This window comes from Pseudomonas salomonii, assembly GCF_900107155.1.
GTDB lineage: Bacteria > Pseudomonadota > Gammaproteobacteria > Pseudomonadales > Pseudomonadaceae > Aquipseudomonas > Aquipseudomonas salomonii.
The window spans coordinates 152,588-173,787 of record NZ_FNOX01000013.1 but is presented as its reverse complement, the minus strand read 5'-3'; the positions used below and the strand labels follow the sequence as shown (position 1 = coordinate 173,787).

23 protein-coding genes are annotated in these 21,200 nt (G+C 60.7%); 13 read left to right on the top strand and 10 right to left on the bottom strand.

What is annotated here, in order from left to right; genetic code table 11:
- Nucleotides 1-9 precede the first annotated feature (9 nt).
- Complete coding sequence (locus BLV67_RS26535; RefSeq protein ID WP_069786460.1) at nt 10-1,098, bottom strand: endonuclease/exonuclease/phosphatase family protein; 1,089 nt, start codon at nt 1,096-1,098, stop codon at nt 10-12.
- Nucleotides 1,099-1,139: 41 nt separating this feature from the next.
- Nucleotides 1,140-1,799, bottom strand: coding sequence for a YciC family protein (locus BLV67_RS26530; RefSeq protein WP_069786530.1), 660 nt, complete (start codon nt 1,797-1,799; stop codon nt 1,140-1,142).
- A 180-nt stretch (nt 1,800-1,979) separates the two neighbouring features.
- Here BLV67_RS26530 and BLV67_RS26525 point away from each other — a divergent pair, with 180 nt between their 5' ends.
- From BLV67_RS26525 to BLV67_RS26515, 3 genes are all read left to right on the top strand, one after another.
- Nucleotides 1,980-2,750 carry a DUF2076 domain-containing protein gene (locus BLV67_RS26525; RefSeq protein ID WP_065911105.1) on the top strand — a complete coding sequence of 257 codons (771 nt, stop codon included), beginning with the start codon at nt 1,980-1,982 and terminating at the stop codon, nt 2,748-2,750.
- A 118-nt stretch (nt 2,751-2,868) separates the two neighbouring features.
- On the top strand, nt 2,869-3,345 hold the full coding sequence (locus tag BLV67_RS26520) for a LabA-like NYN domain-containing protein (RefSeq protein WP_065911106.1): 477 nt from the start codon (nt 2,869-2,871) through the stop codon (nt 3,343-3,345).
- Nucleotides 3,346-3,387: 42 nt separating this feature from the next.
- Nucleotides 3,388-3,999, top strand: coding sequence for a 3'-5' exonuclease (locus BLV67_RS26515; RefSeq protein ID WP_069786461.1), 612 nt, complete (start codon nt 3,388-3,390; stop codon nt 3,997-3,999).
- A gap of 132 nt (nt 4,000-4,131) precedes the next feature.
- Here BLV67_RS26515 and BLV67_RS26510 read toward each other — a convergent pair whose 3' ends face one another.
- Nucleotides 4,132-4,440 (bottom strand): DUF3077 domain-containing protein, encoded by a 309-nt coding sequence (locus BLV67_RS26510; protein ID WP_017139347.1) that lies wholly within the window; start codon nt 4,438-4,440, stop codon nt 4,132-4,134.
- A 485-nt stretch (nt 4,441-4,925) separates the two neighbouring features.
- On the opposite strand from BLV67_RS26510, the gene BLV67_RS26505 reads away from it, so the two are divergent.
- Nucleotides 4,926-5,492, top strand: coding sequence for a hypothetical protein (locus BLV67_RS26505; RefSeq protein ID WP_069786462.1), 567 nt, complete (start codon nt 4,926-4,928; stop codon nt 5,490-5,492).
- A complete protein-coding gene (locus tag BLV67_RS26500) occupies nt 5,482-5,745 on the top strand; it encodes an acyl carrier protein (protein ID WP_069786463.1) in 264 nt (87 codons plus the stop codon). The genes BLV67_RS26505 and BLV67_RS26500 overlap by 11 nt, the downstream gene beginning before the upstream one ends.
- Before the next feature lie 175 nt (nt 5,746-5,920).
- On the opposite strand, the gene BLV67_RS26495 is transcribed toward BLV67_RS26500, so the two are convergent.
- The gene (locus BLV67_RS26495; RefSeq protein ID WP_065911111.1) at nt 5,921-6,373 is read right to left on the bottom strand and encodes an Lrp/AsnC family transcriptional regulator; all 453 of its coding nucleotides are present in this window, start codon (nt 6,371-6,373) and stop codon (nt 5,921-5,923) included.
- Between the two features lie 160 nt (nt 6,374-6,533).
- On the opposite strand from BLV67_RS26495, the gene yedA reads away from it, so the two are divergent.
- Together yedA and rhlE1 are read left to right on the top strand one after the other, a co-directional pair.
- Nucleotides 6,534-7,430 (top strand): drug/metabolite exporter YedA, encoded by an 897-nt coding sequence (gene yedA / locus BLV67_RS26490; protein WP_065911112.1) that lies wholly within the window; start codon nt 6,534-6,536, stop codon nt 7,428-7,430.
- Nucleotides 7,431-7,478: 48 nt separating this feature from the next.
- Nucleotides 7,479-8,816 (top strand): RNA helicase RhlE1, encoded by a 1,338-nt coding sequence (rhlE1, locus tag BLV67_RS26485; RefSeq protein ID WP_069786464.1) that lies wholly within the window; start codon nt 7,479-7,481, stop codon nt 8,814-8,816.
- 100 nt (nt 8,817-8,916) lie between these two features.
- Here rhlE1 and BLV67_RS26480 read toward each other — a convergent pair whose 3' ends face one another.
- Complete coding sequence (locus BLV67_RS26480) at nt 8,917-10,143, bottom strand: TIGR03862 family flavoprotein (protein ID WP_069786465.1); 1,227 nt, start codon at nt 10,141-10,143, stop codon at nt 8,917-8,919.
- Nucleotides 10,144-10,314: 171 nt separating this feature from the next.
- The gene (locus BLV67_RS26475; RefSeq protein ID WP_058421550.1) at nt 10,315-11,235 is read right to left on the bottom strand and encodes a histone deacetylase family protein; all 921 of its coding nucleotides are present in this window, start codon (nt 11,233-11,235) and stop codon (nt 10,315-10,317) included.
- Between the two features lie 75 nt (nt 11,236-11,310).
- Between BLV67_RS26475 and BLV67_RS26470 the strand changes: the two genes are divergently transcribed.
- Genes BLV67_RS26470 through BLV67_RS26460 form a run of 3 tightly spaced genes read left to right on the top strand, consistent with a single transcriptional unit; the run spans nt 11,311 to nt 13,372 of the window.
- Complete coding sequence (locus tag BLV67_RS26470) at nt 11,311-11,880, top strand: GNAT family N-acetyltransferase (RefSeq protein WP_069786466.1); 570 nt, start codon at nt 11,311-11,313, stop codon at nt 11,878-11,880.
- Between the two features lie 38 nt (nt 11,881-11,918).
- Complete coding sequence (gene tesB, locus BLV67_RS26465; RefSeq protein ID WP_017139338.1) at nt 11,919-12,788, top strand: acyl-CoA thioesterase II; 870 nt, start codon at nt 11,919-11,921, stop codon at nt 12,786-12,788.
- On the top strand, nt 12,785-13,372 hold the full coding sequence (locus tag BLV67_RS26460) for an HAD family hydrolase (protein WP_069786467.1): 588 nt from the start codon (nt 12,785-12,787) through the stop codon (nt 13,370-13,372). The genes tesB and BLV67_RS26460 overlap by 4 nt, the downstream gene beginning before the upstream one ends.
- A gap of 80 nt (nt 13,373-13,452) precedes the next feature.
- On the opposite strand, the gene BLV67_RS26455 is transcribed toward BLV67_RS26460, so the two are convergent.
- From BLV67_RS26455 to BLV67_RS26445, 3 genes are all read right to left on the bottom strand, one after another.
- Complete coding sequence (locus BLV67_RS26455) at nt 13,453-14,439, bottom strand: alpha/beta hydrolase family protein (RefSeq protein WP_069786468.1); 987 nt, start codon at nt 14,437-14,439, stop codon at nt 13,453-13,455.
- Nucleotides 14,440-15,327 (bottom strand): KPN_02809 family neutral zinc metallopeptidase, encoded by an 888-nt coding sequence (ypfJ, locus tag BLV67_RS26450; protein WP_065911118.1) that lies wholly within the window; start codon nt 15,325-15,327, stop codon nt 14,440-14,442.
- 171 nt (nt 15,328-15,498) lie between these two features.
- Entirely contained in the window at nt 15,499-15,915 is a 417-nt protein-coding gene (locus BLV67_RS26445; protein WP_065911119.1) for a membrane lipoprotein lipid attachment site-containing protein, read from the bottom strand.
- 185 nt (nt 15,916-16,100) lie between these two features.
- Between BLV67_RS26445 and BLV67_RS26440 the strand changes: the two genes are divergently transcribed.
- Complete coding sequence (locus tag BLV67_RS26440) at nt 16,101-16,979, top strand: DMT family transporter (protein WP_065911120.1); 879 nt, start codon at nt 16,101-16,103, stop codon at nt 16,977-16,979.
- 1 nt (nt 16,980) lies between these two features.
- Here BLV67_RS26440 and BLV67_RS26435 read toward each other — a convergent pair whose 3' ends face one another.
- Nucleotides 16,981-18,315 carry an MFS transporter gene (locus BLV67_RS26435; RefSeq protein WP_065911121.1) on the bottom strand — a complete coding sequence of 445 codons (1,335 nt, stop codon included), beginning with the start codon at nt 18,313-18,315 and terminating at the stop codon, nt 16,981-16,983.
- 210 nt (nt 18,316-18,525) lie between these two features.
- On the opposite strand from BLV67_RS26435, the gene quiC reads away from it, so the two are divergent.
- Both quiC and BLV67_RS26425 read left to right on the top strand, forming a co-directional pair.
- A complete protein-coding gene (quiC, locus tag BLV67_RS26430) occupies nt 18,526-20,427 on the top strand; it encodes a 3-dehydroshikimate dehydratase QuiC (RefSeq protein WP_017139331.1) in 1,902 nt (633 codons plus the stop codon).
- Nucleotides 20,428-20,507: 80 nt separating this feature from the next.
- Nucleotides 20,508-21,173, top strand: coding sequence for a TetR/AcrR family transcriptional regulator (locus tag BLV67_RS26425; RefSeq protein ID WP_056862012.1), 666 nt, complete (start codon nt 20,508-20,510; stop codon nt 21,171-21,173).
- The last annotated feature ends 27 nt before the right edge of the window (nt 21,174-21,200 follow it).

Genomic DNA, 21,200 nt, shown 5'->3' with positions numbered 1-21,200 from the left:
TGGTGCGGGTTATTGCGCTGCCGGCAGCAGGAACCGGGCGATCACTGGCAAGTGGTTAGAGATACGCAACGTATCCTCCTGGCGCACCTTGGCCTCCACCCGCTTGATCCTAGGGCTGTAGAACAAGTAATCCAACGTCCGATCCGGCCCATCCACGCTCGGGTCATTGGGGAAGTTCGTCAGCCACTTCGCCCGGTCAATCCCACTGGATTCACTGTTACTCGGGATCATCGGGTATTTATCCCACAGCAAATGCAGCTCGCTGTCCGGCGAATACTGCCCGCGCTTGCCCGCGTCCAGGCGCAGGAACTGCCCCAGCGGCAGCAGGTTGAAATCCCCGCCAATCAGCCAAGGCGTGCCACGGCCTTCGAACTTGTCCAGCAGTTTTAGCGTGGCTTTGGCCTGCTCCTGCACCGCCGAGCGCCCAGGCTTATCGCCATCCAGGCGGGTGTTGAGCACGGCCAGTTGGCCGCCATCGCTCAACGGCAGGTAGGTCAGCAATAACGCCGGTTTAGGCTGGAACTGACGGCTGATGAAGTTGGCCGGGGACACCGGCAATTGCAGGCGCTCGGCGTGTTCGATCTGGTAGCGGCTCAGCGTGACGAGCTTGCGGCCGACGCTGCCGAAGATATGCAGGTTGGGCACAAAGTCGGCTTTCCAGTCGAACGCCTGGGCGCTGCACGGGTACAGGTCGACCAGGCGTTCCTGGAGCAACGCGACCTGGTCCTGATAGTGAGAGGACTTGGCGCCTTCATCGAGTTCCTGCAACAACAGGATGTCGGGTTGTTCGTCGCGAATAACCCGCGCCACTTCGTCCAGGCTGAAGGCCATGTCTTCCACCGTGGGGCGATCGTCCGGGCCTTTGCCGTCGGGGCTGTCGTACCAGAACACATAGTTCTTGCCGGCCAGGTATTGCACGTTCCAGGTCATGACCTTGAGCGCCTGCCCCGGCAGCAAGGTCGGCGCACGTGGCGCTACGCAGCTGACCGGCAGGGTCTGCTTGTCGACGGGGCGCCAGGTCAGGCTGTAGATCAGGGCCGCGAGCAGGCCCGCGATGATCAACAGGCTCAGCAGGGTGATGCGCAATAAACGGGTCATTGGCTCGGCTTATAGCGTTATCAGAGGTGGTACGGAGCATATCACCGTGCGTCGGCATCGCCACCGATCAGCATAAACAAACGGAAAAGTACCACGCTGGTAAACAGTTGCAGGAAGCTGTGGGCACTGTCGATCAGCAAACCCAGCAGCGGCGCGGGGTTGGGGTACACCGCCACACTCGCGCCTTTGAGCAGCCACAACGGCGTCATTACGCACAGCAGGCACACCAGGATTCGCCAGAAATGCCCACGGGTCAGGCGCAAACTTTCCTTCATCGCCTCCAGCGCCGACATGCCGCGCAACACCAGCAGGTACTCGGCAAACGCCAGCACCACCATCAGCCACAGGCCCGGCAGGAAATACAGCGACAGCCCCAGCAAAATCAGCAAGGTGCTGACCGCCGTCAGCAGGGCGAAACGCGGCCACATGGCCAGGGCCATGGCCCACACATCTTTAGTGCTGGGCGACTCACCACGGGTGCGCGCATCCAGAAACAGGATCAAGGCGCCGGTGTACAGCGGGTACACCAACAACCCGACGACCACGCTGTAACCGGGGAACGCATCCGGGCCCAGTGTGTGGTCGAGCACCTGTTGCAGCAGGGCTTCGAGGATCACCAACGGCAGGCACAGCTGGACGATGGCGCCCAGGTTGCGTTGGGTGAAACGGAGAGAGTCGCGCAATACGTCTAACGGATTCATCAGGTTCATCACAGCCCTAAAAGCAAGGCGAACACTTTAACCGATCATGACGAGAGGTAAGCAAACGTAAACCTTACGTAAAGACCATTGAAACGTCTGGTAACACCCCCATAACTACGCTGTAGCTCACCTGATCACAGGCGGGCCCATGATTTCTACCGGCAATCTAACGAGGTCGCCATGAACAGCGAAGAGCAAACCCTGATCGATGGACTGTTTTCACGGTTGCAACAAGCCGAAACGGACTCAGCCCCCCGCGACGCCCTGGCCGAGGCGCGGATCAAGGAGCACCTGACTCGCCAACCGGCCGCCGGGTACTACATGACCCAGTCGATCCTGGTGCAAGAACACGCGATCAAAAGCCTCGACGCGCAGAACAAGCAACAGGCGCAGCAGATCCAGCAATTGCAGGACGAACTGCAACAGGCCCGCTCCCAGGCCGCGCAACCGGCGCCGAGCAGTGGTGGCTTCCTGTCGAGCATCTTTGGTGGCAGCAGTTCCCGCGACTCGCAACCGGCACAAAGTGCTCCGCCTTCTTCCGGCGGCGGCTGGCGTGAGCCGGCGCGGCCATCGTTCGGCCAGCCTGCACCGCAACAGAACTACGCTGCGCCACAGCAGAATTATCAACAGCCGCCGCAAGCCCCCGCCGCGCCTATCGGCAGTGGTTTCCTGGGTGGCGCGCTGAAAACCGCCGCCGGTGTGGCCGGTGGTGTGATGCTGGCCGAAGGCATCAGCAGCCTGTTCAGCCACAACTCGCAGCAGCCGCAGGTGGTGGAAGAAATCATCCGCGAAGAACCGGCACCGGCCAGCGACAATGGCAACTGGGGCAATGACGACCAGAAGTTTGCCGGCAATGACAGCTGGGGCAATGACAACTCATCCGACAGCTTCGCAGACAGCGACTACTCCGACGATTCCTCCTCCTTCGGCGACGACGACTCCTTCGTCTGACCCGCCTTCAACCGGGGCGCTTCGTCGCCCCGGGCTGATTTTTCGCTGAAACTTTCCCATGGCTGGCATACTGGCAACCTTTCCGGGCCGTGGCGCCTGGCTGTCATGAGGAAGTGCGGTGAAAAAAATTGCAGTGTTCGCCGATGTGCAAAACCTCTACTACACCGTGCGCCAGGCGTATGGCTGCCACTTCAACTATGCGGCGCTGTGGGCTGATATCGGTTCACGCGGGCAGATCGTCGAGGCGTACGCTTATGCCATCGACCGTGGCGACAGCAAGCAGCAGCAATTCCAGCAGATCCTGCGCAACCTGGGCTTTACGGTAAAACTCAAACCCTACATCCAGCGCGCCGACGGCTCGGCCAAGGGCGACTGGGACGTGGGCATCACCCTGGACATCATGGACGCCGCCGACCACGTCGACGAAGTGGTGCTGGCTTCCGGCGACGGTGATTTCGACATGCTGCTCGAACGCATCATCCAAAAGCACGGCGTTGAAGCCGTGGCCTACGGCGTGCCGGGGTTGACGGCCAACTCGCTGATACGCGCCGCCAGCCGCTACGTGCCCATCGAAGGCGCGCTGCTGCTCAAATAAGTGCTGTGGCTTAATCAATAGTTAGACGGAGTTGGAACAGGTTTGGAACGTATAGCGGTCATCGACTTTGAAACCACCGGCATCACCCCGAGCAGCCACTGCCGGGCCACGGAAATCGCGGTGGTTATCCTCGAGCGCGGCCAAATCGTGGACCGCTACCAGAGCCTGATGAATGCCGGCGTGCGCGTGCCGGGCTTTATCGAACAACTCACCGGCATCAGCAACGCCATGCTGCGCAGCGCGCCACCGGCTGAGCGGGTGATGAATGAAGTGAATGAATTCGTCGGCGTTACGCCGCTGCTGGCGCATAACGCCGCATTCGACCAGAAGTTCTGGGACTTCGAACTGGGCCTGATCCGCCGCACCCGCCTGCAAAAATTCGCCTGCTCGCTGCTACTGGCCCGGCGCCTGATGCCGTCGGCGCCCAACCACAAGCTCGGCACGCTGAACGCGTTCGCCCAACTGCCCCACACCGGCAAGGCTCACCGGGCGATGGCGGATGCGGAGATGGCGGCCAACCTCACCGCGCACCTGGCCCAGCAACTGCGCGGCACCCATGGCTTGCGCGAACTGTCCCATGACCTGCTGTGTACCTTGCAGAAAGTGCCCGCGGCGAAGATCAACGAACACCTGAAAAAGCACCGCGGGTTCTAAGCCTTACGATGATCGTTCCCACGCTCCGCGTGGGAATGCCTCCTGTGACGCTCCGCGTCACGACTTCAAGCGCGGACGCAGAGCGTCCTGGGCTGCATTTCCACGCAGAGCGTGGGAACGATCGGCGGCTGGCTATCGAGGCTGCACACACTCTAACGCCCGATCCACCACACCTTTGGCCATCCCCACCAAATGCATCACCGCCCGCTGCTGGGTGCTGAGCGTCTCCCCCGACACATTCACCGTCTCGACCGCGCAATGCAGCAAGTCGGCCGCATGGGCGAGGGCGTCTTCGAAACTCAGGTTGTCATTGAGCACAAAATTGGGCGCGTCCGGGGCGGATGCTTTGAGGTAGTAGTCGATGGCTCGGCGGTTGAGGAGGGCGTCTTCGCTGAGGAAGTCTGGCTTGGAGCTGGGTGGATCGGGGGTTACTTTGACCATGATGTAGCTTCTCCGTCAGTTAAGAAGCTGCAACCGTTCGCTCGCACACGAATTAGGGTGGCAGCAGTACGCGGGTGTGCAAGACCGTGACGGAGTCCGGTAGATCCGAAGATCTCCCGCGTACAACTGCCATAACGAATCAACGCCTGAAATACAGACGTTGAGAGTTAAGGCTGATGCGTATTACCGTCGTCGGACTTGCACGTCCAGTCACCGAACATTCGATGACAGAGCGAGACTAGCTACCTGAACCGACGGAAACAAGGCCGTGGAATTCTCTAGGAAACGTCCCGCAAATGAAAGGGATCGGTCCTGCTGGCCACCAAAACATCAGCTGTTTTTAGGGCCTTCTTCACTCTTTCTGAATGGTAAGTAGGGGAAGCCCTATTGCGTCGTCGGACCTTTCCGGTTTTTCCCTTCACCCGTCTATCGCTCCTTTTTGCGACTTAACATCTCGCCTGCTATTTACGTAAAGGGACTACGTCATGCAGGAAAGCGACCTCCACACAGCAATCATGCGAAGCCAGTCTGAACTCCAGCGCAATGGCGTCGATTTCGGCTCGACGTCCAGCATGACGTTTCATTTGGGAAACATGATGACAAGCTGCCCGGCAGTCATGGTTTTACCTAACTCGCCAGGATGGACTCATGGTGCCAGTTACACGTTGCTCAGGCCCATTCAGGCGGACTCAACGGCGCCTGACGCCACTGTTGACGACCTCTGGAAATGCACGCAGCAACATTACGGCCTGACGGCGGCAACGGTTCTCACTGGCGCGGCAGGCATACCAATCAGCAAAATCGCCGTGGGGACTTGGGTCCACGTCGGCTCAAGCAAAACGACAAATTTGGCTAGCGTCATTGGAATGCGCTTTTTCCCTCGAACACTGATCCGGCAACCGACAGCGGCCAAGATGGCAAAAGCAACGTTCGGCACCGTTCGAGTATTTGGCATTATTGGGCGGGGCATTCCCTTCGTTGCTGCAGGGTTGGCTATTTTTGACCTGATCAGTATTGGTAAGTGTGCCTATGAGGCGAGAAATGGAAGGTAGCCTGACCCGAGCCGAGATCAGCGAAAAAGTGATTCAGCTGTTCGTCGATATCATCGGCTTCATCGACCGAAGCCAGGTGACCGAGCAAACGGATTTCATCCATGACTTTAAGATCATTGATGACGACCTGACCTGCTTCGTTATGCAGATTAAGTGGCAGTTCAACCTGCAAGCGACTCAGGAAGACTGGGATCACATCACGACCATTAAGCAGATTATCGATTTGATTGTTCAGCGCTCAAGCCTTCGGTGAAGCAACTGACGCCATCGCTGGCTTGCCTGCGATGGCGGTGTATCAGCCACCACTTTTTGCTCGTTCCCACGCTCCGCGTGGGAATGCCTCCGGTGACGCTCTGCGTCACGACTTCAAGCGCGGACGCAGAGCGTCCTGGGCTGCATTCCCACGCAGAGCGTGGGAACGATCGGTGTCAGGTGGCTTTACCCTCCAACTGCCCCAACGGCACTCGCCGTTCTATCGCGCTGGACAAAATAATCGAAGTCTTGCTGAACCCGAATTTCGCCACGCGGTTAATCAAATTCTCCAGCTCCGGCATCGACCCCACCGCCGCTTGCATGATCACGCACGGGTCGCCCGTGACCCGATGGCATTCAGTCAGTTCGGGGATTTCAGCCAGGGCGTCGTAGACCTTCTGGCTGCCGTTGTTGGTCAAGCGCAGTTCGATCGTGCATTGGATGGGCAGGCCGATTTTGGACAGGTCCACCTTGGCCTGATACCCGGTGATCACACCACTGGCCTCCAGCTTGGCCACGCGCTCAGCCACGGCCGGCGCAGAAAGGTTTACCGTGCGGGCCAATTGCGCGTAGGACGCGCGGCCGTCTTCGAGCAGGGCGCTGAGGAGCATGCGGTCGTATTTGTCCATGATAAGGCTCCAGTCACGCGTGGCTTTCGAAAGCACGGTTTATAGCCCTCACAACCATGCTTTGAAAAGTGTATCGGCGCTTTAAACAGGTTTTGTAACTTATGTTTAGCGTGCTGCCTTTTTAGAATAAGCCTCCCACCTCCTGCCATAGAGCCGCCCAATGCCTGGCCCACGTCGCTTTCCGTTACCGCTGATCGCCGCTTTTTTTGCGCTGTATGTGATTTGGGGTTCTACCTACCTGGTGATTCGAATCGGCGTTGAATACTGGCCGCCGCTGATGCTCGGCGGGATTCGATTCCTGGTGGCGGGTTTGGTGATGTATGGCTTTTTGCGCTGGCGCGGGGCACCTGCGCCGACGTGGGTGCAGTGGAAGGCTGCGGCCAGGATCGGCATTTTGCTGCTGACCTTCGGCAATGGCGCGGTGTCGGTGGCTGAGCACACGGGGGTTACCTCGGGTGTTGCGGCATTGGCGGTGGCGACGGTGCCGTTGTTCACGTTGCTGTGCGGCTATTTCTGGGGCGCACGTAATACCCGCCTGGAGTGGGCCGGGGTGGTGCTGGGGATTATCGGCATTGCCATGCTCAATATGGGCTCCAACCTGCAGTCGAGCCCGACCGGGGCGATGTTGCTGCTGTTTGCCGCCGCCTCCTGGGCCTTCGGCTCGGTGTGGAGCAGGCACTTGCCGTTACCTGCCGGCGCGATGGCCAGTGCGGCGGAAATGATCGTCGCCGGTGCCTTGCTGTTGGTGGGCAGTGCGCTCTGCGGCGAACGCCTGCAGGCTGTGCCGCCGATTGAAGGCTGGCTGGCCTTGGCGTACTTGGCCGTGTTCGGTTCGATCATCGCCTTCAATGCCTATATGTACCTGCTCAAGCATGTGCGCCCGGCGGCGGCGACCAGCTACGCCTATGTGAACCCGGCAGTCGCGGTGTTACTGGGCATTGTGTTCGTTGGCGAAACCATCGGCATGGAAGAAGCCTTGGCGATGCTGGTGATCATCAGCGCGGTGCTATTGATCAGCCTGCCACAGTGGCGTAAGCCAAAACCGGAAATAAGGTAAACTGCGGCGCATTGCGACCTTGCGCTGAATTTTTCCTACGGTAAACACATGACTTTCGCCACACTTGGCCTGATCGAACCCTTGCTGCGCGCCCTTGAGACGCTTGGCTACCAGACCCCGACGCCGGTGCAGGCGCAAGCCATTCCGGCGGTGCTGGCTGGTCGCGACCTGATGGCCGCGGCCCAGACCGGCACCGGCAAAACCGCAGGTTTCGCCCTGCCGCTCCTGCAATTGCTGACCATGGAAGGGCCGAAAGTCGCCGCCAACTCGGCGCGTGCGCTGATCCTGTGCCCGACTCGCGAACTGGCCGAGCAGGTTCACGCCAGCGTCGCCGAGTACGCGCAGAACCTGCCGCTGACCACTTACGCGGTGTACGGCGGCGTGAGCATCAACCCGCAGATGATGAAGCTGCGCAAGGGCGTCGACATCCTGGTCGCCACGCCGGGCCGCCTGATCGACCTGTTCCGCCAGAACGCGCTGAAACTCAACCAGTTGCAAACCCTGGTACTGGACGAAGCCGACCGCATGCTCGACCTGGGCTTCTCCGAAGAGCTGGCGAACATCTACCGCATGCTGCCGAAAAAGCGCCAGACGCTGCTGTTCTCCGCGACCTTCTCCGATGAAATCCGCCAACTGGCCGGGCAGATGCTCAACGACCCGCTGAGCGTTGAAGTGAGCCCGCGTAACGTCGCCGCCAGCACCGTGAAGCAGTGGGTGGTGCCGGTGGACAAGAAGCGAAAGCCGGAGCTGTTTGTGCACCTGATGCGCAAAGGCCGCTGGAAGCAGGTACTGGTGTTTGCCAAGACCCGTAACGGCGTGGATGCGCTGGTGGACAAGTTGCAGGGCCTGGGCATCAATGCCGACGGCATCCATGGCGATAAACCCCAAGCCACCCGCCAGCGTGCGCTGGACCGTTTCAAATCCAGCGACGTGCAGATTCTGGTGGCCACCGACGTGGCGGCCCGTGGCTTGGACATTGAAGACTTGCCGCTGGTGGTCAACTTTGACCTGCCGATCGTGGCTGAAGACTACATCCACCGTATCGGCCGTACCGGCCGGGCGGGCAACACCGGTGAGGCGATTTCGCTGGTGTGTGCCGATGAAGTGAACATGCTGTCGGCCATCGAGATGCTCACGCGTCAGACCCTGACCCGCCAGATGGAGCCGGACTTCGAACCCGAGCACCGCGTGCCGGACACCGATGCCAGCGGGCAGGTGGTGAAGAAGCCGAAAAAGCCGAAGAAGCCTAAAACTTCAGGCGGCGGTGGCGGCAAGCGCAATTTGGGTAAGTGGGTGGACAGTGGTGATGTGGCGCCGGCTGAGCCGTCGATCAAGCCGGTGCGTAAGGTGCCGGTGTTCAACACTGGGCCGCGCAAGAAGAAGTAAGCCTGTCAGGGCCTCATCGCAGGCAAGCCAGCTCCCACATTTGACGGTGTTCACCGTTCAAAATGTGGGAGCTGGCTTGCCTGCGATAGCGGACTCAAACCTAGCGCTTAAGCCACTCCAATACACCACGCCCAGCCGCCCGCCCACTGGCAAAACACCCCGTCAGCAAATACCCGCCGGTCGGCGCTTCCCAATCCAGCATCTCCCCGGCACAGAACACGCCTGGCAATTGCTTGAGCATCAAGCGCTCATCCAACGCCTCAAACGGCACGCCGCCTGCGGTGCTGATCGCCTCATCCATCGGTCGAGTCTTCACCAGTGTCAGCGGCAGCGCCTTGATATCCACCGCCAATTGCGCCGGGTCATTGAAGTGCTCAGCTGGCGCCAGTTCACGCAACAGCGCCGCCTTCACGCCATCGAGCCCCAACTGACTGTGCAAATGCTTGCTCATCGACCGCGAGCCACGGGGCTTGGCCAAGGCGGCTTGCACCTTGTCCAGCGGCTTGCTCGGCAACAAATCAATATGCACAGTGGCTGAGCCGTCACGGTTGATCGCTTCGCGAATCGGCGCCGACAGCGCGTAGATCAAACTGCCCTCGATGCCCATGGCGGTGACCACGCATTCGCCCAGCCGAGGCTTGTCCTCCCCAAGGCCGATGGCGACGTTCTTCAGCGGCGCGCCCGCGAATTTGCTGACCATCAACTCGCTCCAGCCCGACACTTCGAAGCCGCAATTGCTCGGTTGCAGCGCGGCGTAGGGCACGCCTTTATCTTCCAGCAACTTGAGCCAGGCTCCGTCGGAGCCCAGGCGCGACCAGCTGCCGCCGCCCAAGGCCAGCACCACCGCATCGCTGTGGACAGTTTTATCGCCGTCCGGGCTGTGGATAAGTAAACCGCCGTCGTCGTTCCAGCCCAGCCAGCGATGCCGGGTGTGGATAACCACGCCCTGGTCGCGCAGGCGCTTGAGCCAGGCGCGCAGCAGTGGGGCGGCTTTCATGTCGGTGGGGAATACGCGGCCGGAGGTGCCGACAAAGGTCTCGATGCCCAGGCCATGAATCCACTCGCACAAAGCCTCTGCGCCAAACGCGCGCAACAATGGCGCCATGTGCGGCGCGCGTTCGGCGTAACGCGACAGAAACGCCGGATACGCCTCGGAGTGGGTGATGTTCATGCCGCCCACGCCCGCCAGCAGGAACTTGCGCCCCACCGAAGGCATGCCGTCGTACACGTCCACCCGCACGCCCGCCTGGCTCAAGACTTCAGCGGCCATCAGCCCGGCAGGGCCGCCGCCGATAATAGTGACGTGTTGAGAAGGGGTCTGAGGCATGGGCAGGGCTACGGTCGCTTGAATAGGGCGAGCATTCTACCCGACGACGGCGTAGCTGCCTGATCAAAAAACGTACACTTTCCTACACGCCTTACGGCTGCTGGCTTTCAGGCCCTTACGCTCAAGTTATCCACAGGCCGTTCCACAGGCATTGTGGGTAACGCCCACAACTCAATGACAACCTGATGACGCCCACACCCGTTGTGCGCTGTGGTGCAGGATGCCGTGGCGACGCGCCAGGGCCGGGCGGTCTTTGCTGTAGCCGCCGCCGATCACGCCCATCACTGGAATATCGCGGCCCAGGCAGTGGCGCATCACGCTTTCATCACGTGCGGCGACGCCTGCATCTGTGAGCTTGAGGTAACCGAGGGCGTCGTCTTTGTGCACATCCACACCCGCGTCGTACAGCACCAGGTCGGGCTGGTACAGCGGCAACAGGTAGTTGAGCGCGTCGTCGACCACCTTGAGGTAGTCGGCATCGCCCATGCCCATGGGCAGTGGAATGTCCCAGTCACTCTGGGCCTTGCGCGCCGGGAAGTTCTTTTCGCAGTGCAGCGACACGGTGATGGCGTCCGGTGTGTCATGGAGGATGCGCGCGGTGCCGTCGCCCTGGTGGACGTCGCAGTCGAAGATCAGCACGCGGTTGACCCGCCCGCTCGCCAGCAGGTAATGGCTGATCACCGCCAGGTCATTGAAGATGCAAAAGCCTGCCGGGTAGTCGTAATGGGCGTGGTGCGTGCCGCCCGCCAGGTGGCAGGCCAGGCCGTGTTCCAGGGCCTTTTGCGCTGCGAGAATGGAGCCGCCAACCGCACGCACGGTGCGCCGGGCCAGGGCTTCGTTCCAGGGCAAACCGAGGCGGCGTTGGTCTTCGCGGGACAGCTCGCCGCTCATGTAGCGCTCGATATACCCAGGTTCATGGGCCAGGGCCAGAATCTCGGCGGGGCAGACCTCGGGTCGCAGCAGGTGGCTGTCCTGGGTCAGGCCGCTGTCCACCAAGTGGTCACGCAACAGGCGGAATTTGTCCATGGGGAACCGGTGGTCCGCCGGGAACTCAGGGCTGTAGTCATCGTGGTAGATCAATGGCAAAGGCATGGGATTTTCTGACGGGAACCTGCGACGGATCTTACCAGCGCTGTACACTCACGCACATGGCAAGGGAGGGGACCCATGGAGCCGATAATGGAATTGGAAAGCGCACGGCTGGTGCTGCGCCAATGGCGGGACAGCGACCTGACGGAATTTGCGCGCATGTGCGCCGACCCGCAGGTGATGCGTTATTTCCCGGCCAAGCTGAGCCACTTGGAAAGCGCGGCGTTGATCGGCCGGATTCGCGGGCACTTCGCCGAATATGGCTTTGGCTTTTGGGCCTTGCACCGCAAGGACACCGGCGAATTTATCGGCCTCACCGGGCTGCAAAACGTCAACTTCGAGGCCGACTTTACCCCAGCGGTAGAAATTGGCTGGCGCCTGGCCCGTGAGCATTGGGGCCTGGGTTACGCCAGTGAAGCGGCGTGGACCGCGCTGCGCTGTGGTTTCGACCGGCTGCAGCTGGATGAAATCCTCGCCTTCACCACCGAATCCAATCTGCCATCACAAAAAGTCATGCAGGCCATCGGTATGCATTACGATCCGCAGGCAGATTTTGAACACCCCAAGGTCGCAGCCGATGAACCGCTGCGCCATCATGTGTTGTACCGCATCACCCGCGCCCAATGGTTGGACACGCTGCACGGATAAGCAGCCCGGAATGCTCTATTGATTGTAGGAGTTGCTCTATGAGCCAAGTATTGGAAGATCTGGTGGACTTGCTGACCCTGGAGCCGATCGAGGAAAACCTCTTTCGCGGCCGCAGCCAGGACCTGGGTTTTCGCCAACTGTTCGGCGGCCAGGTGCTGGGCCAGTCGCTGTCGGCTGCCAGCCAGACCGTAGAAGAAGCGCGCCACGTGCATTCCCTGCATGGCTATTTCCTGCGCCCTGGCGATGCAGCGCTGCCCGTGGTGTATTCGGTGGACCGCGTGCGCGATGGTGGCAGTTTCAGCACGCGCCGCGTCACGGCGATCCAGAAGGGCAACCCGATTTTCACCTGCACCACCTCGTTCCAGTATGACGAAGAAGGCTTTGAGCACCAGACCACCATGCCCGTGGTGGTCGGCCCGGAAAACCTGCCGTCGGAGCTGGAACTGACCAAGCAACGCGCGCACCTGATCCCCGAGCACATGCGCGACAAGCTGCTGTGCCCCAAGCCGATCGAAGTGCGCCCGGTGACCGAAAAAGACCCGTTCAACCCGCAGCCATCCGACCCGGTCAAGTACGTGTGGTTTCGTGCTGACGGCGCACTGGCCGATTCGCCGGCGCTGCACAAATACCTGCTGGCTTACGCTTCGGACTTCGGCCTGTTGACGACCTCGCTGCTGCCCCACGGCAAAACGGTTTGGCAGAAAGACATGCAGGTCGCCAGCCTTGACCATGCGTTGTGGTTCCACGCCGACCTGCGTGCCGATGACTGGCTGCTCTACGCCATGGACAGCCCGTGGGCCGGTAATTCCCGTGGTTTCTCACGAGGCAGCGTGTACAACCGCGCCGGGCAACTGGTGGCTTCGGTGACCCAGGAAGGGCTGATTCGGCATCGCAAGGATTGGGCATGAGCCTGTCGGACGTTAAACATTGGGTGTTTGATATGGACGGCACCCTCACGGTGGCCGTGCATGATTTTGCGGCGATTCGCGCGGCCCTCGATATTCCACCTGAAGCCGACATTCTCACGCACCTGGCGGCATTACCTGCGCAAGTGGCGGCGGCCAAGCATGCCTGGTTGCTTGAGCACGAGCGGGAGCTGGCCGTGGGTTCGGTGGCTGCTGTCGGCGCGGTGGAGCTGGTGCGCGAGCTGGCCGGGCGGGGTTATCGCCTGGGCATCCTGACGCGCAATGCGCAAGAGTTGGCGCATATCACCCTGCAAGCTATAGGCCTGGCGGACTGCTTTGCCGTTGAGGATGTGCTGGGGCGTGAGAATGCGCCGCCAAAACCCGATCCGGGTGGGTTGCTGAAGTTCGCGACTGCCTGGAAAGTAGCGCCGAGTGAGATGGTGATGGTCGGCGATTACCGCTTTGACCTGGTTTGTGGCCGGGCGGCGGGGACGCGCACGGTGCTGGTGAACTTGCCGGAGAACCCGTGGCCGGAACTGGCGGATTGGCATGCTGAGGATTGCGCGGCGTTGCGCCGAATGCTCTAACCCAGGCACCTTGGTCGGGCTTAGGTGGGAGCTAGCTTGTGTGGGAGCCAGCTCCCACATTTTTGATCCGGTTTTGTCACCTACTGACTAAACAACACCTTCTCACCCTCAGGCGACGTAAACATCTTATCGCCGTCGTGCCCAACCCCAGGCACTTCCACCAGCTTTTGCGTCAGTTGCGGATGGCGCTGCTTGAGGTAGTCAAAATAGTTATGCCCACGAATCAGGCGATACGCGCCCTGGGTTTCGGCTTCGCAGCTTTTATCCAGCGCCGGGTGGTTGGGGTCGGTGTCTTGCTGGCCCAGCAGGTAGGTGATGTTGCGTGACACGTAAACCTGCTCAAGCTGCTGCGCGCTCTGGCCCTTGGCGTAATCCGGCAGGTTTTGCATGCCGTACTTCCAGTCGTTAAAGCCTGGGCAACTGGCCACATCAAACTTCACCGGGCGTTGCGGGGTGAAGTAGGCGTAGGACGATGGGTTGGCCACCACGTAACGCAGGCTGATGCCTTCGGTTTGCAGCATCGGGTGGTCGTGGCCGGTGAGGGCGAAGCGCTGCACCACCTGGCCGCCGCCGGAATGGCCGGCTACCACGATTTCTTTCAAGGCCGGGAACAGCTTGCGGTTGCCCAGGTGCTTGATGATCTGGTCGAGGGCGCCGTAGGAGCTGATGTGGCCTGGGCCGGTCGACGGGTCGCCGGCCATCCAGTCGTTGTGGTTCCAGCGCAGCAGCTGATTGTCGAGGTGGTTGCGCTGGGTATCCAACTCATTCAGAAACTGCGGCGCGATCACCAGGGTATTGGCGGCAACACCTGCGTGCTGGGCGGCATCTTCGCCGCTTTGCAGGTAGGTCTGCGCATTGCGCAGGCGACCGTGCACGATGATCAACGCGCGGGTGACGTTGGGCAGCGGCCGGCTCCAGTCCTGGCTCAAACCCAGGCTCAAGGTGCCGGCATCCAGTTGGAAACGATCGGGGCTGACCACCTTGACGCCATGTTCTTTCTCTGCGGCCCAAGTGGTGGTGGAACACATCGCTAATGCGCTAAGCAGCAATCCCAATCGTTTATTCATTTAAAGACTCTTGGCTGTAAAGGTGTCGCATTGAGTGATCTGGCCCTCTGCGAAGCCGGTCTTGAACCAGCGAACCCGCTGTGCGGAGGTGCCGTGGGTAAACGAGTCCGGCACTACGCGCCCTTGACCCTGTTGCTGCAAACGGTCATCGCCGATGGCGTTGGCCGCATTCAGTGCCGCTTCAATATCGCCCGGCTCCAGCCAGTTCAGGCGTTTTTGCGCGCGGTTGGCCCACACGCCGGCGAAACAGTCGGCTTGCAGTTCCTGGCGTACCAGTAAACCGCCGTCACCTTCCATCTGCCGGCCTTGCTGGCGTGCGGCCTGGATCTTGGCCGAGATGCCCAGCAGCGTTTGCACGTGGTGCCCGACTTCGTGGGCGATCACATACGCCTGGGCGAACTCGCCCGAAGCCTTGAAGCGTTGCGACATCTCCCGGAAGAAATCCAGGTCCAGATACACTTGCTGGTCAGCCGGGCAATAGAACGGGCCGCTGGCCGAGGTGGCACCACCGCAGGCGGAATTGACCCGGCCACGGAACAGAATCAGTTTCGGGTTCTTGTAGACCAACCCGTTTTCCTTGAACACCTGGCCCCAGGTGTCTTCCGTGTCGCCCAGCACGGCGCGCACGAAATCGGCCTGCTGGTCGTTGGCCGGCGGCGCCTGGCGCGCCTGCGTGCTCGCCGGCGGCGCTTGCTCCATCTGACCGCTTAGTTGGCCGAGGATCTGCATCGGGTCCTGGCCGGTCAGCCAGCCAATGCCGACGATCAGCACGATCGCCGTGAGGCTCAGGCCTTTGCCGCCACCAAAGCGCATACCGCCACCGCCGCCGCCACTGTCATCGCGGGCGTCCACCACGTTGTCGCTGCGTCGGCCTTTTTTCCATAGCATTGGTGCAGTCCTCTCGTTAAGCCTGTGCTCTTTATTTTAAGAGCAGTGTTGTTGGTGCAGGGGCATGGCGCCAGCCCGGCTGTCCGACAAGCAACGAGAGCTGCCTAGTATCGCTGCTGTCAGGCCGTGTCGGCAGGGGCGCCAGATGAAAGTTATGTCAGGTTTGCCGCCTCAGTCGCGGCAGTAGCCTTCGCCGGTATCGACGACCAGGCAGTCTTTTTTATCTGCCAGCCATTTAAGGCCCGTGGCTTCACCGTCGCCGGCGCTCAACTGTTGCGGGCCGTCCGGGCGGGTGAAACTGATGCCGTCTTCATTGGCTTCGCCTTTGAAGGTGCCGGAGTCGTCGGCATCAAGGCCGTATTTCATGGTAAGCAGGTAGTGGCCACGGCCGATGCTGTCGTCCTTGGCGATGGTCAGGTTCAGGCCTTCGACGCCGATCCATTTGCCGACCCATTTATCGGTCGGTGGGGTTGCCGGCACCAGCGTGGCTTGCACGGAGGCGGGGGCGGGCTTTGGGGCTTCCTTGGGTTCCTTGTTACACGCGGTGAGCAGGGCAAGGGCAGAAAGAACAAAGAGTGTTTTTTTCATAGCGACATGGCCTTGGTTAAAAAGGGTGCAACGCGACGGTGAACGTGCAGCGTTGGACTCGAAACCCGTGATTTAGTGCGCTGTTCGCACGGTGTTTGGTTATGCTCTTGGGGCAGACGCAAGCCCGACTGCTAGATTACCGGGTTGAGTGCCAAAGCGTTCAGCCCACCATGCAAGAGAATTCAATGACTGTCAGCACACCGCTTTCCGGCGTCAACCATCCTTTCAAAGGCATCCTGCTGATTGTGCTGGCGACGTTTCTGTTCTCCAGCCACGACGCCCTGTCCAAATACCTGGCCGGGTTTTACCCGATTGTAATGGTGGTGTGGGCGCGTTACCTGGTGCACACCTTGCTGATGGCCGGGATTTTCCTGCCGCAATCCGGCTTGCGGGTGCTGCGCAGCAAGCGGCCGGGCATGCAGGTGGTGCGGGCGTTGTGCCTGTTGGGCACGAGTCTGTTTTTTACTGCGGCACTGCATTACATCCCGTTGGCGGAAGCCACGGCGGTGAACTTCCTGGCACCGATCCTGGTGACGGCGCTATCGGTGCCTTTGCTCGGCGAGCACGTCACGCGTGGCCAATGGCTGGCGGTGATTTGCGGGTTTGTCGGTGTGTTGATCATCATCCACCCCGGCGGTGAGTTGTTCACGCCTGCGGTGTTGCTGCCGCTGTGTTCGGCGATGTTCTTCTGTTTCTACCAATTACTCACGCGCATCCTCAGCCAATACGACACACCGACCACCAGTAACTTCTTCGCCGGGCTGTGCAATACCTTGGTGATGAGTGCGTTGGTGCCGTTCTTCTGGCAGGTCCCGACGCTGTGGCATGCCTGCTTGATGCTGGCGCTGGGCAGCTGCGGCATGACGGCGCACTTGATGTTGACCCAGGCGTTCCGCTTCGCGGCGCCGGCCTTGCTGGCACCGTTCGGCTATTGCCAGATCGTGTTTGCGGGGTTGTTGGGTTGGCTGGTGTTCAGCCATACCCCCGATGTGACCACGGTGGTCGGCATCGGGGTGATCTGCATGAGCGGGCTGGCCGCTGCCTGGCAGCAGCGGCGGCGGTGAGTTACACGTCGACTGTGGGAATCTTGCGCGGCGCCATGAAGTACATCCAGGTCAGCGCAATGAAATACATCGCCGGGATCAGGGTGAACAACAGGGTGTAGTTGTTGTTGGTCACGGTAAGGATGTGCCCGACGATCTGGGTCATAAACATGCCGCCGATGGCCGCGCACATGCCGCCGAAACCGAACACCGTGCTCATCATGTGCTTGGGCGTGTAGTCCATCACCAGGCTCCAGATGTTGGCGGTCCAGGCCTGGTGTGCGCCGATCGCCAGGGAGATGGCGAACACTGCGACCCACAATTGGCTGGAGCCGGCAGCCATGATCACGCCGACGATGCAGCAGGCAAACAGCAGCATCGACAACAGCCGCGCCTTGATCGCATTCATCCCGCGGCCGATCAGGAATGACGACAGAATCCCGCCACCCACGCTGCCGAAGTCGGCGGTGAGGTAAATGATGATCAGCGGAATGCCCATCTGGGTCACGTTGATGCCCAGGTTGTATTGCTGGTTCAAAAACGGCGGCAACCAATACAGGTAGAACCAGAACACCGGCGCGGTCATGGCGTAGGCAAGGGCGAAGGCCCAGGTGCCGCGCATGCGCAGGATGCGGCTGAACGGCACGCTCGGTTGCTCGGGTTCGGCTTCCTGTTGCACGTAGTCCAATTCGGATTGTTTGGCCGTCGGGTGGTCTTCCGGGTTGTAGTACTTCAACCCCCAGAACACCAGCCAGATCGCGCCGAGTGCCGACATGCACAGGAACGCCGCCTGCCAGCCCCACACGTGCAGAATCAACGGCAGCAGCATTGGGGTCATCATCGCGCCGACGTTGGTGCCGGCGTTGAAGATGCCGGTGGCCACTGCGCGCTCACCGGCCGGGAACCACAAGCGCGTGGTCTTGACGCAGGCCGGGTAGTTGGCGGCTTCCGTCAGCCCGAGAATAAAGCGGCAGACCATAAAGCCCACCGCCGAGGTGGCCAGGCCGTGGGCACCGGTGGCCAGGCTCCACAGCAGCACGGCGCAGAAGAACACGCGCTTGACGCCCACGCGGTCAATCAGCCGGCCTTGCAGCACAAAACCGATGGCATAACCGACCTGGAACCAGAAGTTGATGTTGGCGTAGTCCATCGCCGTCCAGCTCATCTCTTTGGCCAGGATCGGTTGCATCACGCCCAGGGCGGCGCGGTCGATGTAGTTCAGGGTGGTGGCGAAGAACACCAGGGCCAGCATGCCCCAGCGCGTTTTACCCACGGCCATGGCGCCACGGATCTTGTCGCCGATGCCGGCGTGCGGGTTGCCCGGGCGCGCGGCCAGAGCGGAGTTTTGCGAAGGCATGAGGTCGTACCCGTTTTTGAAATTTTTATGGTGTGTTCTGGGTCTTGGTGCAGGTTCGATGGTGCGCAGTGGTTAAAAAGTCGTCAATTCGCCAACAGGGCATAGTGTTCGGTAATCGCACAAAAAACTAACCGGTTCGTACATTTTAATTGCTGCGTGTAGGCTAGGGGCCAATAATTTGCTGCAAATAACAACTCCGGGAGTCGCCCCATGCAACGTTCCATTGCCACCGTTTCCTTGAGCGGCACCCTGCCGGAAAAGCTCGAAGCCATCGCCGCTGCCGGGTTCGACGGGGTGGAGATCTTCGAGAACGACCTGTTGTATTACGACGGCAGCCCGCGGGAAGTTAGGCAGATGTGCGCCGACCTGGGCATTGCCATCACCTTGTTCCAGCCGTTCCGCGACTTTGAAGGATGCCGCCGCGACCGCCTGGCGCGCAACCTGGAACGCGCCGAGCGCAAATTCGATTTGATGCAGGAGCTGGGCACCGACCTGGTGCTGGTGTGCAGCAATGCCTCGGCAGATTGCGTGGGCGATGAACGCATTTTGCTCGATGACCTCAGCTTGCTGGCCGAGCACGCCGGCCGCCGTGGTTTGCGCATTGGTTATGAAGCACTGGCCTGGGGCAAGCATGTGAACACCTGGCAGCAGGTGTGGAACCTGGTGCGTCAGGTCGATCACCCAAGCCTGGGCGTGTTGCTCGACAGCTTCCATACCTTGTCGCTCAAGGGCGACCCTAGCGGCATTGCCGACATCCCCGGCGACAAAATCTTCTTTGTGCAAATGGCCGACGCGCCGGTCCTGGCCATGGATGTGCTGGAGTGGAGCCGGCATTTCCGCTGTTTCCCGGGGCAGGGCGAATTTGACCTGGCAGGTTTTCTCGCGCCGATCATCAAAAGTGGCTACACCGGGCCGTTGTCCCTGGAGATTTTCAACGACGGTTTCCGCGCCGCGCCGACCCGCGCGAATGCGGCGGATGGCTTGCGTTCGCTGCTGTACCTGGAAGAGAAAACCCGTGAACGCCTCAAGCAGGAGGCGCCGGCCCAGCCCGTCGAGATTCTGTTTGATACCCCGGCGGCCAGCGAATACAACGGTATCGAATTCCTCGAGTTTGCCGTGGACGAAAGCCTCGGCGCCAAGCTGACCCACTGGCTGGAACGCCTGGGGTTCGTCAAGGCTGGGCAGCACCGCTCCAAGAGTGTGAGCCTGTTGCGCCAGGGGGATATCAACCTGATCCTCAACTGTGAACCCTATTCGTTCGCCCACAACTTTTTCGAAGCCCACGGCCCGTCGTTGTGCGCCACGGCCATTCGGGTCAAGGACAGCGCCAAGGCGCTGGAGCGGGCCGTGGCCTACAAAGGCCAGCCGTATCGCGGGCTGGTCGGGCCTAACGAGCTGGAGCTGGCGGCGGTACGTGCGCCGGATGGCAGCCTGATTTATCTGGTGGACCCTGCCGAGGGTGCGCTGTACGACACCGACTTCAACTTGCAAGCGGCAACGGCGTCCAGCGGCGGTTTGCTGCGCATCGACCATATGGCCATGGCCTTGCCGGCCGACAGCCTCGACAGTTGGGTGCTGTTCTATAAGAGCCTGCTGGATTTCGAAGCCGATGATGAAGTGGTGCTGCCCGACCCTTATGGCCTGGTGAAAAGCCGAGCGTTGCGCAGCCGGTGCAGTTCGATCCGCTTGCCGTTGAATATTTCCGAGAACCGCAACACGGCAATTTCCCACGCGCTGTCGAGTTATCGTGGTTCGGGCGTGCACCACATTGCTTTTGACTGCGCAGATATTTTCGCGGAGGTCAGCCGCGCCAAAGCAGCCGGTGTGCCGTTACTGGATATCCCGCTCAACTACTACGACGACCTGGCCGCACGGTTTGATTTCGACGATGAGTTCCTCAGCGAACTGGCGTACTACAACGTGCTGTACGACCGTGATGCCCAGGGCGGTGAGTTGTTTCATGTGTACACCGAGGCGTTCGAAGGGCGGTTTTTCTTTGAGATCATCCAGCGCAAGAACGGCTACGCCGGGTATGGCGCGGCCAATGTGGCGGTGCGCCTGGCCGCGATGGCCAAATCGCGCAGCGGCGCGGCACGTCAGGCGCGTTTATAACGGCCGGGCAGGTGCTTCCTTCGGGAAGCGCCTCGGCCCATAATCGCCGTTTGCACAACACAAATGGCCGTGAGCGCACCATGACCCTGACCCCCGACCTCTCCGCTGTGTCAGACACACCGCGCAAGAGTCGCAAGAACAACCCGGAAAAGACCCGCGAAAACATCCTGCAGGAAGCCATCGTCGAGTTTGTTCAGCAGGGCCTGTCCGGCGCGCGCGTGGATGCGATCGCCGAGCGTATCCACACCTCCAAGCGCATGATCTATTACTACTTCGGCAGCAAGGAGCAGTTGTACGTCGAGGTGCTGGAAAAACTCTACGGCGACATCCGCAACACCGAAACCCGCATGAACCTCACGGCCCTTGAACCGCGTGAAGCGATCCGCCGGCTGGTGGAGTTCACCTTTGATCACCACGACCAGAACGTGGATTTCGTGCGCATCGTCAGCATCGAAAATATCCACAACGCGGAATACGTGAAGCGCTCGGATTCGATCAAGGCGATGAACAGCAACATCCTCGAAGCGCTGGGCGCCACATTGCGGCGGGGCGCCGAGATGGGGGTGTTTCGCGAGGGCTTGGAACCGCTGGATGTGCACCTGCTGATCAACTCATTCAGCTTTTACCGGGTGTCCAACCGCCATACGTTCAGTGAGATTTTTCAGATCGAGCTGTCGGATGAGGCGATTAAACAGCGGCATCGGGAGATGATTTGTGAGTCGGTGATGCGGTACCTGCAGGCTTGAACCCACCGACTCCCAATCTGGAATGCA

Coding starts and splice junctions, on each gene's coding strand:
- BLV67_RS26475 (WP_058421550.1), bottom strand. CDS start 11,235: ATGCCTTTGCCATTGATCTACCACGATGACTACAGCCCTGAGTTCCCG.
- BLV67_RS26505 (WP_069786462.1), top strand. CDS start 4,926: ATGCAGGAAAGCGACCTCCACACAGCAATCATGCGAAGCCAGTCTGAA.
- BLV67_RS26535 (WP_069786460.1), bottom strand. CDS start 1,098: ATGACCCGTTTATTGCGCATCACCCTGCTGAGCCTGTTGATCATCGCG.
- BLV67_RS26470 (WP_069786466.1), top strand. CDS start 11,311: ATGGAGCCGATAATGGAATTGGAAAGCGCACGGCTGGTGCTGCGCCAA.
- BLV67_RS26455 (WP_069786468.1), bottom strand. CDS start 14,439: ATGAATAAACGATTGGGATTGCTGCTTAGCGCATTAGCGATGTGTTCC.
- quiC (WP_017139331.1), top strand. CDS start 18,526: ATGCAACGTTCCATTGCCACCGTTTCCTTGAGCGGCACCCTGCCGGAA.
- rhlE1 (WP_069786464.1), top strand. CDS start 7,479: ATGACTTTCGCCACACTTGGCCTGATCGAACCCTTGCTGCGCGCCCTT.
- BLV67_RS26480 (WP_069786465.1), bottom strand. CDS start 10,143: ATGCCTCAGACCCCTTCTCAACACGTCACTATTATCGGCGGCGGCCCT.
- BLV67_RS26530 (WP_069786530.1), bottom strand. CDS start 1,799: ATGAATCCGTTAGACGTATTGCGCGACTCTCTCCGTTTCACCCAACGC.
- yedA (WP_065911112.1), top strand. CDS start 6,534: ATGCCTGGCCCACGTCGCTTTCCGTTACCGCTGATCGCCGCTTTTTTT.
- BLV67_RS26500 (WP_069786463.1), top strand. CDS start 5,482: ATGGAAGGTAGCCTGACCCGAGCCGAGATCAGCGAAAAAGTGATTCAG.
- ypfJ (WP_065911118.1), bottom strand. CDS start 15,327: ATGCTATGGAAAAAAGGCCGACGCAGCGACAACGTGGTGGACGCCCGC.
- tesB (WP_017139338.1), top strand. CDS start 11,919: ATGAGCCAAGTATTGGAAGATCTGGTGGACTTGCTGACCCTGGAGCCG.
- BLV67_RS26425 (WP_056862012.1), top strand. CDS start 20,508: ATGACCCTGACCCCCGACCTCTCCGCTGTGTCAGACACACCGCGCAAG.
- BLV67_RS26440 (WP_065911120.1), top strand. CDS start 16,101: ATGACTGTCAGCACACCGCTTTCCGGCGTCAACCATCCTTTCAAAGGC.
- BLV67_RS26435 (WP_065911121.1), bottom strand. CDS start 18,315: ATGCCTTCGCAAAACTCCGCTCTGGCCGCGCGCCCGGGCAACCCGCAC.
- BLV67_RS26525 (WP_065911105.1), top strand. CDS start 1,980: ATGAACAGCGAAGAGCAAACCCTGATCGATGGACTGTTTTCACGGTTG.
- BLV67_RS26460 (WP_069786467.1), top strand. CDS start 12,785: ATGAGCCTGTCGGACGTTAAACATTGGGTGTTTGATATGGACGGCACC.
- BLV67_RS26495 (WP_065911111.1), bottom strand. CDS start 6,373: ATGGACAAATACGACCGCATGCTCCTCAGCGCCCTGCTCGAAGACGGC.
- BLV67_RS26445 (WP_065911119.1), bottom strand. CDS start 15,915: ATGAAAAAAACACTCTTTGTTCTTTCTGCCCTTGCCCTGCTCACCGCG.
- BLV67_RS26510 (WP_017139347.1), bottom strand. CDS start 4,440: ATGGTCAAAGTAACCCCCGATCCACCCAGCTCCAAGCCAGACTTCCTC.